Here is a 14,258-nt window from a genome sequence, read left to right on the forward strand (position 1 = left end):
GGCCTGAAACCAAAACAAACTGCGTATACCCTCAAATGCAATTTGCAACGGTCTAGCTCAAGCTCAACTGTAGTCAAGTTTAAGCCAACTTGCTGATTTCCGCCAACTTTTTTAACTATGCAAACGTAAAAATAATCGACAAGGTCACGAAATAATGCTTGATTTCGATACGCTCGCTCATGCTTATCAAGGCCATTAACCGAGAATAAACACTATATTATCAGCAACATACAGAATTATCAGCCACTTTATGAACAAGAAATAGCAAAAATAACCAACTATCAAGCTGTTAGAGAATTTGGGAAACAGATCAAAAAAATATTCTAATTTTTAGCTGTATTTCGAAAACAAAGACTTATCTAGTCAGCTAATGTCACGTAATTTAGTGCCAATATACAAGATGAATTTATGAATTGCCTTCTTGTTCAGGCAACTCACATCATATTCCCCAGGCGAATACACAAAGCAAAAAACCTCTCCCAAGCCGCCTTCACCCCGAAACAGAACCAAATTGTATTCTAATAAAGTAAATTCAGCGTATAAAAAAGGGTGACTTATAACAAGTCACCCTCTATCTATTAGCTTACTTAGACTCGCTTTCGAAAGCCTAGTATTCCGTATTAATCACGTAACGACGCGTTGAACTTCTCAGCCAGTGCAGCAACAATCGCTTCAACTGCATTAGCAATATCCGCTTCTTCTAGCGTGCGCTCTGTTGATTGCAGTGAAAGTGCGATAGCAAGGCTCTTATTGCCTTCCTCTACACCTTTACCACGGTAAACATCAAACAAGTTAACGCCTGTTAGTAGTTCACCACCGTTTGCACGACAAGCTTCAACAACATCACCAGCTGCAACATCTTCGCTTACAACAACCGCGATATCGCGACGGTTTGCTGGGAACTTAGAAACAGCAACAGCTTCTGGTAGTTCACGTGAGTTGATTGCATTCCACTCGATCTCAAATACGATAGTACGACCGTTAAGGCCAAACTTACGCTCAAGTTCAGGGTGAACAGTACCAATTACACCAACCTCTTTACCACCAACAACGATTGCTGCTGTCTGGCCAGGGTGAAGTGCTGGGTGCTTCGCTGACTTAAAGCCAAATGCGACGTCGTTAGCCGTTAGTTCAAGAACCGCTTCCAAATCGCCTTTTAGGTCGAAGAAGTCAACAGTGTTGCTTTCAATGTCCCAGTGCTCATCGCTACGGTTACCCGCGATAACACCAGCAAGCATAGGTTCTTGACGCATGCCATTTTCAGCCGTTTCACAAGGAATGAAACGTAAGCCGTATTCGAATAGACGAACTCGTGGTTGCTGACGCTTCTGGTTGTGAACAACAGTGTTTAGCAAGCCTTGGATTAGACCAAGACGCATTGCTGACATATCTGCTGAGATTGGGAATGGTAGAACAAGTGGCTCAACACCAGGAACAATCAGAGTTTGTTGTTCTGGTTCTACGAAGCTGTAAGTAATCGCTTCGTGGTAGCCACGGTCAACAAGAAGGTCGCGTACACGCTTAAGCGGTAGGTTAGCTTCTTTGTGATCGTTCATGCTTAGTGCAGCAACAGGCGCTTGATTTGGGATGTTATCGTAACCGTAAATACGACCAACTTCTTCAATTAGGTCTTGCTCGATTGCGATATCAAAACGCCATGTTGGTGCTGTTGCAGTCCAGCCTTCAGCTGTTGTTTCAACCGTTAAGCCTAAACGCTCTAGGATCTCTACCACGTCAGCATCTTCGATGTGGTGACCTAGTAGGTTATCAAGCTTAGTACGACGTAGCGCAACTGTGTTTGGCTTAGGAAGATCGGCTTCAGATTCAACGCCAACAACAGGGGCTACTTCACCGCCACAAATTTCAACTAATAGTTGAGTTGCGCGCTCCATTGCATTGTGCTGAAGTGCGAAATCCACACCACGCTCAAAACGCATAGAAGAATCAGTGTGTAAGCCGTAGCTACGTGCGCGACCACGGATGTGGTCAGGTGCAAAGAATGCACACTCAAGTAGTACATCTTGAGTTTCACCCGTAACACCAGACTCTTCACCACCAAAGATACCAGCAATCGCAAGTGCTTTAGTGTGGTCTGCTACAACTAGCGTATCGGCGTTTAGTTCAGCTTCAGTACCATCAAGAAGCGTCAGTTTTTCGCCCTGCTCTGCCATGCGTACTACGATGCCACCTTCGATCTTCGTTAGATCAAATGCGTGCATAGGCTGACCTTGTTCTAGTAGAACAAAGTTAGTGATATCAACAACAGGATCGATAGAGCGAATACCACAACGACGCAGTTTTTCTTGCATCCATAATGGTGTTTCAGCTTTAACGTTCACGTTCTTAACAACACGGCCAAGGTAACGAGGACATGCTTCAGAAGCTTTTACTTCGATAGCAACAGTGTCATCAATTGACGGAGCAACTGCTTCAACAGCAGGCTCGGTAACGTCAGCACGGTTTAAAACGCCCACTTCACGAGCAAGACCACGGATGCTGAAACAGTCAGCGCGGTTTGCTGTTAGGTCAACGTCGACAGTCACGTCGTCTAAGCCAAGGAATTCGCGGAAGTCTGTACCAAGAACAGCGCTTTCTGCTAGTTCTAGAATACCGTCAGACTCAACATCAATACCCAGCTCAGAGAAAGAACAAAGCATACCGTGAGATGGTTGACCACGTAGTTTCGCTTTCTTGATTTTAAAATCGCCAGGAAGCACTGCACCAACAGTTGCAACCGCGACTTTAATACCAAGACGACAGTTAGATGCGCCACATACGATGTCTAGCAGCTCTTCAGCACCAACATCAACTTTAGTCACGCGCAGTTTGTCTGCATCTGGGTGTTGTTCACAAGAAACAACCTGACCCACTTTAACACCAGTGAATGAACCCGCTACAGGTAGAACGTCGTCTACTTCTAGGCCAGCCATTGTAATTTGGTGAGTTAGTTCGTCGGTAGTAACCGCAGGGCTAACCCACTCACGAAGCCAAGATTCGCTGAATTTCATAGTGATTAAACCTCTGGATTACTTAAATTGTTTTAGGAAACGAAGGTCGTTCTCGAAGAACGCACGTAGATCGTTTACACCATAACGAAGCATAGTTAGACGCTCAACGCCCATACCAAATGCGAAACCAGAGTATTTCTCAGGATCGATACCTACGCTGCGAAGTACGTTCGGGTGAACCATACCGCAACCAAGTACTTCTAACCATTTACCGTTTTTGCCTTTAACATCAACTTCTGCAGAAGGCTCAGTGAATGGGAAGTAAGATGGACGGAAACGTACTTCCACTTCTTCTTCAAAGAAGTTACATAGGAAGTCATGCAGAACACCTTTAAGCTGTGCAAAATTCACGTTTTCGTCAACTAACATGCCTTCCACTTGGTGGAACATTGGCGTGTGTGTTTGGTCGTAATCATTACGGTAAACACGGCCAGGGGCAATAAAGCGTAGTGGTGGTTGGCTCGCTTCCAGTGTACGGATCTGAACACCAGACGTGTGCGTACGAAGCATCAGATCTGGGTTAAAGAAGAAAGTATCGTGATCGGTACGCGCTGGGTGATCTTCTGCGATGTTTAGTGCATCGAAGTTGTGGAAAGCATCTTCGATTTCTGGGCCTGCTTCAGTTGTAAAACCAAGCTCACCAAAGAAGCTTTCAATACGTTCGATCGTACGAGTAACAGGGTGAATACCACCGTTTTCAATACGACGACCAGGCATAGTCACGTCAATCGTTTCAGCGGCAAGTTTTTGTTCTAGCTCTGCACGTTGTAGAGCGTCTTTACGCGCTACTAGTAAAGCTTGAACTGCTTGCTTAGCTTTGTTGATTTCTTGACCAGCAGTGCGACGCTCTTCTGGTGGTAGTTTACCTAGTTGTTGTAGTTGAAGGGTTAAGTGACCCTTTTTACCTAGGTACTGAACTCGGACTTCGTCCAGAGCGACTAAAGAATCAGCCTGCTCAATAGCTGCCGTTGCGTTGGCAATAATCTCGTCTAGATGTTGCATCATTTCCTCATCCACCCACAGGTGGCGTCCATAAGGGAGATATAAATTCGCGTAACGATACATACTAAAGAAACAAGCGTCTAAATCCAAATTGATTCGTAAGAAATAGGTTTGTTTGTTTAAAAAAATGCCCTGATGGGGAGAGAAAAGGAAGTTATAAGGTATCTATTTGAGAGATGAAGTGAATTTACGGTATTAATGGAGAGGCTATCTTTTGTATCCAAGGGTTTTCTAAGCATAAAAAAAGGAGAGCCTAAGCTCTCCTTTTCAAATCAAACTGGACTGAAATTACAGTGCAGCTTTCGCTTTTTCAACTAGTACTGTGAAAGTAGCTTTGTCGAATACTGCGATATCAGCAAGGATCTTACGATCGATTTCGATAGACGCTTTCTTAAGACCGTTGATTAGACGGCTGTAAGACATGCCATTTTGACGAGCAGCAGCGTTGATACGTGCAATCCAAAGTTGACGGAAAGTACGTTTCTTGTTGCGACGGTCACGGTAAGCGTATTGACCTGCTTTAGTAACAGCTTGGAAAGCTACGCGGTAAACACGTGAACGTGCACCGTAGTAACCTTTAGCTTGTTTAAGAACTTTCTTGTGACGTGCACGCGCTTGTACACCACGTTTTACGCGAGGCATAGGAGACTCCTAACTAAAATATTAAAAAATAAAACTAAAAACGATTAAGCGAACGGAAGCATACGTGCAACAGCTGCCACTTCACACTTAGGAAGGATAGCGTTTGGACGAAGCTGACGTTTGTTCTTAGTAGTACGTTTAGTCAGGATGTGACGTTTTGTAGCGTGCTTAAACTTGAAACCACCAGCAGTTTTCTTGAAACGCTTAGCAGCACCTTTGTTGGATTTCATCTTAGGCATGATGAGACTCCGCATTGTTGATAGTTAATAATCTAGTAATCAGGCGAACAAAAGCGCTGCCTAAGCAGCGCTTTTAGCTACTTTAATGCCGTAATTACTTCTTCTTAGGGGCAAGCATCATCGTCATTTGACGACCTTCTACTCGATTAGGGAAGCTTTCGCAGACCGCTAGGTCTTCTAGTTCTGCCTTAATACGATTTAGAAGCTCGATACCAAGATTCTGATGGGCCATTTCACGACCACGGAAACGTAGTGTGACTTTACCCTTGTTGCCCTCTTCTAAAAAGCGAGTCAGGTTGCGTAGTTTTACCTGATAATCGCCTTCGTCTGTACCAGGTCGGAATTTAACTTCCTTGATCTGGATTTGTTTCTGCTTTTTCTTTTGCTCTTTAGCAGCCTTCGCCTTTTCGAACAGGTACTTGCCATAGTCCATCACACGACAAACAGGTGGCTCGGCATTCGGGCTGATTTCAACTAAATCCACACCGGCTTCATTAGCAATACGAGTCGCTTCATCAAATGAAACAACACCAATTGATTCACCATCAATTCCCGTTAGACGCACTTCGTTAACACCGCGAATTTCACCGTTTAGACGGTGCGCATTTTGTTTAACTGGTGCTTGAGTTCTTCTTCCGCCTTTAATACCTTAGTCCTCCAAAACATTAAGCGTACGACTGCTAATCTCTTGCTGCAAGAATGCAACAAGGTCATCAATCTTCATTTTACCCAAATCTTTACCCTTGCGAGTTCTAACTGCCACTTCGCCTGCTTCGACTTCTTTGTCGCCGCAAACAAGCATGTAAGGCACTCGCTTCAAAGTATGTTCGCGGATTTTAAAGCCAATCTTCTCATTTCTCAAGTCCGCATTGACTCTAATTCCACATTTCTGCAGTTTTTTTACAATTTCTTGAGCATATTCTGACTGACTATCAGTAATATTCATCACTACAGCTTGCTGAGGCGCCAACCATGTTGGGAAGAAGCCCGCATAATCTTCGATAAGAATACCGATGAAACGCTCTAGTGAACCAAGAATTGCACGGTGAATCATAACAGGAGTATGACGTTCGTTGTCTTCACCCACGTATGTTGCACCTAAGCGCTCTGGTAATGCAAAATCTAGCTGTACTGTACCACACTGCCATGCACGATCTAAACAATCGTGAAGTGTGAATTCGATCTTAGGACCGTAGAATGCACCTTCGCCCTCTTGAATCTCATAAGCAATGCCCATTGATTCTAGAGCAAATGTTAGGTCAGCCTCAGCTTTATCCCACATTTCATCAGAGCCTACACGTTTTTCAGGACGCGTAGATAGTTTAACAACGATGTTGTTAAACCCAAATGTCTGGTATGTATCGTACACCATTTTGATGCAAGATGTAACTTCTTGTTGCACTTGGCTTTCTGTACAGAAAACATGCGCATCATCTTGCGTAAAGCCACGAACACGCATGATACCGTGAAGAGCACCTGATGGCTCGTTACGGTGACAAGAACCAAACTCAGCCATACGTAATGGCAGATCACGGTAAGACTTCAGACCTTGGTTGAAGATTTGTACGTGACCTGGGCAGTTCATTGGCTTGATCGCGTATTCACGGTTCTCAGAATTCGTCGTGAACATCGCTTCAGCGTATTTATCCCAGTGACCAGAGCGTTCCCAAAGTACACGGTCCATCATTAATGGGCCTTTTACTTCTTGATAATCGTACTCTGTTAGTTTTTCACGAACAAATACTTCTAGCTCACGGAAGATAGTCCAACCGTTGTGGTGCCAGAACACCATACCCGGTGCTTCTTGCTGCATGTGGAACAGATCAAGTTGCTTACCGATTTTACGGTGATCACGCTTCGCGGCTTCTTCTAGACGCGTAAGGTGTGCTTTAAGCAATTTCTTGTCTTGGAAAGCTGTACCGTAGATACGTTGCAGCATCTTGTTGTCGCTGTTACCACGCCAGTATGCACCTGCTACGCTCAGCAGTTTAAAGTGCTGACAGAAGCTCATGTTAGGTACGTGTGGACCGCGACACATGTCGATGTATTCTTCGTGATGGTAAAGGCCAGGACGATCATCGCGTGATACGTTCTCGTCTAGGATTTCCATTTTGTAGGTTTCGCCACGTGATTCAAACGTATCACGAGCTTCCTGCCAGCTCACTTTTTTCTTAACGACTTGGTACTTAGTTTTCGCAAGTTGAATCATGCGCTTTTCAATTGCATCAACATCATCTTGTGTTAGCGATTGCTCAAGATCGATATCATAGTAGAAGCCGTTGTCGATCGTTGGACCGATCGCCATTTTTGCTTCAGGATAAAGTTGCTTAATCGCATGGCCTAAAAGGTGAGCACAAGAGTGACGAATGATCTCTAGACCATCTTCGTCTTTTGCTGTGATGATTTCTAAAGCAGCATCTTTCTCAATCAGATCACAAGCATCAACACGTTCACCGTCAACACGACCAGCGATACATGCTTTAGCAAGACCTGGGCCGATTGAAAGTGCTACGTCCATTGTTGATACAGCGTTGTCGAATTGACGTTGACTGCCGTCAGGAAGAGTAATTACAGGCATTGAATATTCCTTACAGTGGTGCCACACACCAAGTAGCACATGTCAGTTGTAAAGCCTTTGAAAGCTTTTATGAGTAAATAAGAAGCTTTTGCTCCACCAACCCCGCAATACAGAGCGATATAGTGAAACAAAGCGATCGCGATGATAGCAGAGGCGCGTTAGCGAATGCAAAGCCTCTGTCTATAATCACGCTTCAACGAGTTGATATGTAACTACATAGAGTGACTCTATGTTAGGGTAAATATCTTGGATAACCGACTTTAGTTCAGGCAGTGTCATATTTTCTTGCTGAGCATGGAAGTCTGTCAGCTCGGAAAACAAAACAGGCGTTACCGCTTCAATTTTTAATTTACAGAACCAACGCCCCTCTTCGTATGTAGATACGTCTACGACTGACCCAGCCTGGTAATGGCTTTCAGACTCATCACGAATAGTGATCGTTTTCTTTTTTGCCAAAATATCCGCTTCGAAACGTTCGAAGAAGGTCATTTCTGTTGGAACACTATTCACGGTACTTCCTTACTATAAGGCCAATATAGAGGCACATAAGCCATTTAATTAGCGGCGACGTGGGTGTGGACGGCGTGATGAACGGTCTTTATAAGCAGAAGCTGCTTTAGCTTGTGACAGCTCAATTGACTCAACCGTTAGCACCATAGGCTCACGCGGTACAATGCCGCTTTTAAACGTACGCTTACGTGGCGGTAAGGCGTATTCTTCATCCGTTGCACGAGGCATACGCTTGAAGCGAGATAAGTAGAAACTTTCTAGCTTTTCTCTCGCCCACTCTGTTTTACGAAAATACTTAACGCAGCTAGCGATTGAAGGATTGGTGGTAAAGCAATGAAAACGCATTGCTGTTGCTAGAATCTCCCAACCATAGAAATCCACTAACTCAGTCAGTAAGGTTTCTAATTTAAGGCCGTGAAGTGGATTGTTTTGCTGTTCTTCTAACATTGTTATTCCTAAAAAAGCCAGGTAAGGCGTCATCATCGCACAATAGTATAGTATTCACTATATACGGTTTTACTCTTAAGCCTTGTCAACCAAAGCGTCGAACACCTCTTTGGCAGCTGTCATGCCATTAATCGCGGCAGGAAATCCTGCATAAACTGACATTTGCAAAATCACTTCAGTAATTTCCCTCTGGGTACAACCGACATTTAACGCACCACTAATATGCCCCTTGAGTTGTGGCTGACAGTTTCCCATTGCCGTTAGTGCTGCGATAGTGGCCAACTCTCGTGTACGAAAATCTAAACCATCACGTTGTAAAACATCACGTTGTAAAACATCACCAAATGGATATTCAACGGTGTACTTAGCTAAATCAGGGCACACATCGCGAAAAGTGTCCATCATGCTATCTGCAGCTCCGGGCGCTAGTTCATTCATCTTTGCCAAACCTGATTCGTATCTACTCGTCATGGCTTATATCCTATTCATCTGATTTTAAAGGTATAAAATAGCACTATTTGCTATCACTACCTATCACGTAATAACCTACTTTTAGTACAGATAGTGGACTATTTTGTCATCACGCCGTCTTAATTAACCCAGAGGCATTACCTGCAATATTGCGATCAAGCACAAATATCGAACAACCCCACTCAAGCCTCACTCGCTAAACTTGCAATACCAATCAAAAGTTGCTTTTATTTGTATAGGCAAATATGGAATACAGCAATGAGCCAATCTCCTCGCTACTTAGCAATCAAGCAATATTTAAAAGATCATATCCTGAGTCGGCAGTGGATGCCGGGCTATAAGATCCCAACAGAGGTTGCCTTGTCTGAGCAATTCAGTGTCAGCCGAATGACGGCCAATAAAGCAGTTAAAGAGTTGGTTACCGAAGGCTTACTGCAACGCACGCCACGGCGCGGTACTTTTGTCTGTCATAAAAAAGCTGAATCACCGCTAATGACCATCAGTAACATAGCGACTGAAGTGACCGAGCGAGGTCACCAATATTCAAGTCAGGTCATCAGTCAGCAGAAAGTATCAGCAACAGACGATACGGCATTACTATTAGGCGTCAGGCATGGTACAGCACTCTTTTTTACACAAATTGTGCATTTTCAAGATGATGCCCCTATTCAACTTGAGGAGCGCTGGGTAAACCCTGATTATGCACCTGAGTATTTAGATCAAGACTTTACGCAGCAAACGCCTAACGAATATCTTGTGCAAACATGCCCGCTTAGCGATATAGAGCATACTGTTGAAGCCATTTTACCGCCGAAGCGCATCTCAACATTGTTGAACATGCCCAACTCGACGCCGTGCCTATTACTTAATCGACGAACTTGGAGCAATAAAAACCTTATCAGTACCGCCTTGCTTTATCACCCTGGGGACAAATATAAATTAAGTTCGCGCAACGCCGTGTAATACCAATTTCAATAAGAGAGCGAGGATACACCTCGCTTTCATCTTCTTCTCTGCTAACTGCGTCAATATCAACAAAAAGTAAAAACCACAAACACACTTGTCGCTGTGTATATCCTACCGATCCTGCTCACAAAACCAGCTTAACTCGCTCTTATCTCGCCATAATGATCACATTTCTTTTACAACTTATCTTGAGTTCAGAGGTAAAATTGTCTATTTATTTGTATATACATTAATAACAATTAGAGACCATCATGGATCGTGTTCTTACCAATTTGAACCTTGTCACCATGCAGCCAGCAGCAAGTCCGTCCGCTAGTCATACTAACGACAGCAGCGATTGTAACAACGGCTACCAAGTTATCGAGAATGCAGTGATCGGTATAACTAATGGCAAAATCAGTTTTGTTGGCTCATCGGATCAAGCGGATCTTCATGGTCATCCTGATGTTATTGATTGTCAGCAAGCGTTAGTCACGCCCGGAATTATCGACTGCCACACTCACCTTATATTTGCAGGCAACCGTGCCAATGAGTTTGAGCAACGCTTACAGGGTGTGCCTTACGAGACCATAGCAAAAACTGGTGGCGGTATTCTTGCCACAGTAAAAGCGACGCGTGCAGCAAGTGAGGATGAGCTATACGAATTGGCCATTGAGCGTTTGGAAGGATTGAAACGTGACGGCGTAACAAGCATTGAAATTAAATCTGGCTATGGTCTTACCCTAGAAGACGAAATTAAGATGTTACACGTCGCAAAAGCTATTGGCCGCCTTGAAGATATTAAAGTCACTAGCACTTTACTAGCAGCGCATGCTCTCCCGCCTGAATACCAAGATCGTGCCGATGACTATATTGATCACATCTGCAATGACATCATCCCTGTTGTCGCCGCAGAGAAGCTGGCTGATGCCGTTGATGTTTTCTGTGAGAACATTGGCTTTAGTAATCAACAATGTGAACGTGTGTACCGCGCTGCGATTGAACACGGTTTGAACATAAAAGGTCACACCGAGCAACTGTCTAACCAAGGTGGCAGTCAACTTGCGGCATCCCTGGGGGCAACGTCTGTTGATCATATTGAATACCTTGATAACACTGGCGTTAATGCCCTACAACAGCATGGTACTGTTGCGACTTTATTGCCTGGCGCTTTCTATTTTCTTCGCGAAACCCAGTTTCCACCTATTGAAGCACTTCGCAACGCCAATGTACCGATGGCAATAGCCAGTGATTTTAACCCTGGTACTTCACCAATCGCTTCAATGCGCATGATGATGAATCTCGCATGCACCCTCTTTAGACTTACACCAGAAGAAAGCCTGCGCGGTGTAACCTGTCATGCCGCTCAAGCCTTAGGGTTAGGCGAAAGCCGCGGGCAAGTACGGGTTGGAATGGATGCCGATCTGGCAATATGGCAGTTAGAACACCCTGCCGAATTATCGTATCGCATTGGGGTGCCAGATTTACTCGCCCGTGTTGTTGATGGAGAGCTCTTTTATGCCGATTGATATACGCAGCGCAGTAATAGACATGACCCCATGGCAAGGCCGCAATGATCCTGAAGATGGCGATCGTGGTTTACGTTGGCACCATCAAGTGCAGCCAGCCGACAATGCCAACGATGAAGGCATCATGTTATTGGGGTTTGCTTGTGACGAAGGTGTCAGCCGTAATAAAGGCAGGACAGGCGCTTATGATGCCCCTGTCGTTATTCGCAAAGCCCTCGCAAACCTTGCTTGGCACCACAAAGAGCCTATTTATGATGGTGGTGACATTCACTGTGATGACGGCAACCTTGAACAAGCTCAGCTACGGTTAGCCAACGATGTATCACAAGCCCTGCGCCAAAAACACAAAGTGATTGTTTTTGGTGGAGGGCACGAAGTTGCTTGGGGGACATTTCAGGGGTTAGGCCGCTACATCCAACAAAAACAAACTCAGCAACATGAAATATCATCATCTGATTTTCCGCCACCGCACGCGCCGCGGATTGGTATTATCAATTTTGATGCCCATTTCGATTTAAGAAGTCTACCGACAGCCTTAGGTGGCAATCTTGGTAGCTCTGGCACACCATTTCATCAAGCTGCTCGCTTTTGCGAACTACAAGGCTGGCCGTTTCATTACGCCTGCATTGGCGTTAATCGCGCCAGTAATACCCAAGCACTATTTGATAAAGCCGATGCTCTTGGTGTGACCTATATAGAAGATCACGCCCTGATCTATTCGCAACTTAACCAAGCTATCGAAACATTAAAGGGCTTTGTTGCTGAGTGTGATTACTTATACCTCACCATTGATATGGACGCCTTCCCTGCCGCTATCGCACCAGGTGTTAGCGCACCAGCAGCTCGTGGTATCCCTCTCGATATTTTTGAGGCGTTATTGCACCCCATCTTTAGCGCAAAAAATGTGCAACGCGAGAATAAGCTAGTTGTCGCAGATATTGCCGAGCTAAACCCTCGCTTTGATATCGATAGCCAAACAGCACGGCTAGCGGCAAGGCTAACATGGCTGATTGCGCAATCGATCCGCTAATAATCGAACGATCCACTGAGCATTATCGATTCGTTGAACCATACAAACTCATTAAGAGATCAACACTAACTTGAAACTAACCATACACCGTCAATGCCCAAAGAAAACAGCATTCTGAATGGGCAGATACCGCAAGGAGAGCAAGATGACGCACCACTCTGCAACAGCACGTTTAGATGCAAGCCGAACCATTAGCGCCCCGACAGGCACATCGCTTACTGCTAAATCATGGTTAACTGAAGCCCCATTAAGGATGCTGATGAACAACCTTCATCCTGATGTTGCTGAACATCCTCATGCGTTAGTTGTGTATGGTGGGATCGGTCGTGCAGCCCGCAACTGGGAATGTTACGACAAAATTGTAGAAGTCTTGCAGCGCCTAGAAGACAACGAAACGCTTTTGGTGCAGTCAGGCAAACCTGTTGGTGTGTTCCAAACCCATAAAGATGCACCGCGAGTCCTCATCGCCAATTCCAACCTAGTGCCACACTGGGCAAATTGGGAGCACTTTAACGAGCTCGATAAGCAAGGTTTGATGATGTACGGTCAAATGACTGCGGGCAGTTGGATCTACATTGGATCACAAGGGATCGTCCAAGGCACCTACGAAACCTTCGTTGCAATGGCAAAACAACATTTTGACGGAACAGCCAATGGTCGCTGGATCTTAACAGGTGGCTTAGGCGGTATGGGTGGCGCACAACCACTAGCTGCTACCATGGCTGGTTTCTCGATGCTTGCAGTTGAATGTGATGAAAGCCGCATTGATTACCGCCTACGTACAGGTTATGTCGATTGTAAAGCAACCAACTTAGATGAAGCCTTAGCGATTATTGAAGAATCAAAACAAACGGGTAAACCTGTTTCTGTTGGCTTATTGGGTAATGCCGCGGATGTGTATAGCGAACTAGTTGAACGCAATATCACACCCGATGCCACCACTGACCAAACGTCAGCACACGATCCTCTGAACGGCTATTTACCTCAAGGTTGGAGCTTAGAATATGCAGTCCAGATGCGCCAAAAAGATGAAGCAGCAGTAGTCAAAGCCGCGAAACAATCGATGGCGATTCAGGTCAAAGCTATGCTGGCTTTACAGGCTAACGGCTCAGCAACCGTGGATTACGGTAACAATATCCGTCAAATGGCATTTGAAGAAGGCGTAGAAAATGCCTTTGATTTCCCAGGGTTTGTACCGGCCTATATTCGACCTTTATTCTGTGAAGGCGTTGGCCCGTTCCGCTGGGCTGCACTATCTGGCGACCCAGAAGATATTTATAAAACAGATCAAAAAGTCAAAGAGCTGATCCCAGATAATCCGCAGCTTCATAATTGGCTAGACATGGCCCGCGAGCGTATCCAATTCCAAGGCTTGCCTGCGCGTATTTGTTGGGTCGGCTTAAAAGACCGTGCTCGCTTAGGCGCTGCATTTAATGAAATGGTAAAAAATGGTGAGCTAAAAGCGCCTATCGTGATTGGGCGGGATCACCTAGATTCTGGTTCAGTCGCCAGTCCTAACCGCGAAACAGAAGGCATGATGGACGGGTCTGATGCTGTATCCGATTGGCCATTACTTAATGCCTTACTGAATACCGCTTCGGGCGCAACTTGGGTATCGCTTCATCACGGTGGCGGTGTTGGTATGGGCTTCTCTCAACACTCAGGCATGGTTATTGTTTGTGATGGTAGCGACGACGCCGCAACCCGTGTGAAACGCGTACTACATAACGATCCCGCCACAGGCGTCATGCGCCATGCTGATGCGGGTTACGACATTGCAAAACAATGCGCACAAGAACAACAGTTAGATCTCCCTATGCTAACCCCAAACACAAGTTCAGCTTCATGATAACGGCT

Annotated in this window: 13 protein-coding genes; 4 read left to right on the forward strand and 9 right to left on the reverse strand. The window is 45.1% G+C overall.

Annotated features, from left to right (window positions below; all coding sequences use genetic code 11):
* Positions 1–620: 620 nt before the first annotated feature.
* From pheT to L4C35_RS02300, 9 genes are all read right to left on the reverse strand, one after another.
* Complete coding sequence (gene pheT / locus L4C35_RS02260) at positions 621–3,008, reverse strand: phenylalanine--tRNA ligase subunit beta (RefSeq protein ID WP_428461355.1); 2,388 nt, start codon at positions 3,006–3,008, stop codon at positions 621–623.
* Positions 3,009–3,026: 18 nt separating this feature from the next.
* Complete coding sequence (pheS, locus tag L4C35_RS02265) at positions 3,027–4,010, reverse strand: phenylalanine--tRNA ligase subunit alpha (RefSeq protein ID WP_428461552.1); 984 nt, start codon at positions 4,008–4,010, stop codon at positions 3,027–3,029.
* A 288-nt stretch (positions 4,011–4,298) separates the two neighbouring features.
* Complete coding sequence (gene rplT / locus L4C35_RS02270) at positions 4,299–4,652, reverse strand: 50S ribosomal protein L20 (RefSeq protein WP_048897216.1); 354 nt, start codon at positions 4,650–4,652, stop codon at positions 4,299–4,301.
* Positions 4,653–4,696: 44 nt separating this feature from the next.
* Complete coding sequence (rpmI, locus tag L4C35_RS02275) at positions 4,697–4,891, reverse strand: 50S ribosomal protein L35 (RefSeq protein ID WP_036832349.1); 195 nt, start codon at positions 4,889–4,891, stop codon at positions 4,697–4,699.
* 94 nt (positions 4,892–4,985) lie between these two features.
* Positions 4,986–5,537 (reverse strand): translation initiation factor IF-3, encoded by a 552-nt coding sequence (infC, locus tag L4C35_RS02280; protein ID WP_107302425.1) that lies wholly within the window; start codon positions 5,535–5,537, stop codon positions 4,986–4,988.
* A gap of 3 nt (positions 5,538–5,540) precedes the next feature.
* Entirely contained in the window at positions 5,541–7,469 is a 1,929-nt protein-coding gene (gene thrS / locus L4C35_RS02285; protein ID WP_428461356.1) for a threonine--tRNA ligase, read from the reverse strand.
* Between the two features lie 186 nt (positions 7,470–7,655).
* The gene (gene yqfB, locus L4C35_RS02290) at positions 7,656–7,958 is read right to left on the reverse strand and encodes a N(4)-acetylcytidine aminohydrolase (RefSeq protein ID WP_428461553.1); all 303 of its coding nucleotides are present in this window, start codon (positions 7,956–7,958) and stop codon (positions 7,656–7,658) included.
* Between the two features lie 69 nt (positions 7,959–8,027).
* The gene (locus L4C35_RS02295; RefSeq protein ID WP_428461357.1) at positions 8,028–8,426 is read right to left on the reverse strand and encodes a VF530 family DNA-binding protein; all 399 of its coding nucleotides are present in this window, start codon (positions 8,424–8,426) and stop codon (positions 8,028–8,030) included.
* Positions 8,427–8,501: 75 nt separating this feature from the next.
* A complete protein-coding gene (locus L4C35_RS02300) occupies positions 8,502–8,897 on the reverse strand; it encodes a carboxymuconolactone decarboxylase family protein (RefSeq protein WP_428461358.1) in 396 nt (131 codons plus the stop codon).
* Positions 8,898–9,155: 258 nt separating this feature from the next.
* On the opposite strand from L4C35_RS02300, the gene hutC reads away from it, so the two are divergent.
* The 4 genes from hutC (at position 9,156) to hutU (ending at position 14,250) form a co-directional block, all read left to right on the forward strand.
* Complete coding sequence (gene hutC, locus L4C35_RS02305; RefSeq protein ID WP_428461359.1) at positions 9,156–9,860, forward strand: histidine utilization transcriptional repressor HutC; 705 nt, start codon at positions 9,156–9,158, stop codon at positions 9,858–9,860.
* 254 nt (positions 9,861–10,114) lie between these two features.
* Entirely contained in the window at positions 10,115–11,371 is a 1,257-nt protein-coding gene (gene hutI / locus L4C35_RS02310) for an imidazolonepropionase (protein WP_428461360.1), read from the forward strand.
* Entirely contained in the window at positions 11,361–12,401 is a 1,041-nt protein-coding gene (gene hutG, locus L4C35_RS02315) for a formimidoylglutamase (RefSeq protein ID WP_428461361.1), read from the forward strand. Before hutI ends, hutG begins: the two co-directional genes overlap by 11 nt.
* Positions 12,402–12,546: 145 nt before the next feature.
* Positions 12,547–14,250 (forward strand): urocanate hydratase, encoded by a 1,704-nt coding sequence (gene hutU / locus L4C35_RS02320; protein ID WP_428461362.1) that lies wholly within the window; start codon positions 12,547–12,549, stop codon positions 14,248–14,250.
* Positions 14,251–14,258: the final 8 nt, after the last annotated feature.

The sequence above is a fragment of the Photobacterium kagoshimensis genome (genome assembly GCF_050337045.1).
Taxonomy (GTDB): domain Bacteria; phylum Pseudomonadota; class Gammaproteobacteria; order Enterobacterales; family Vibrionaceae; genus Photobacterium; species Photobacterium kagoshimensis.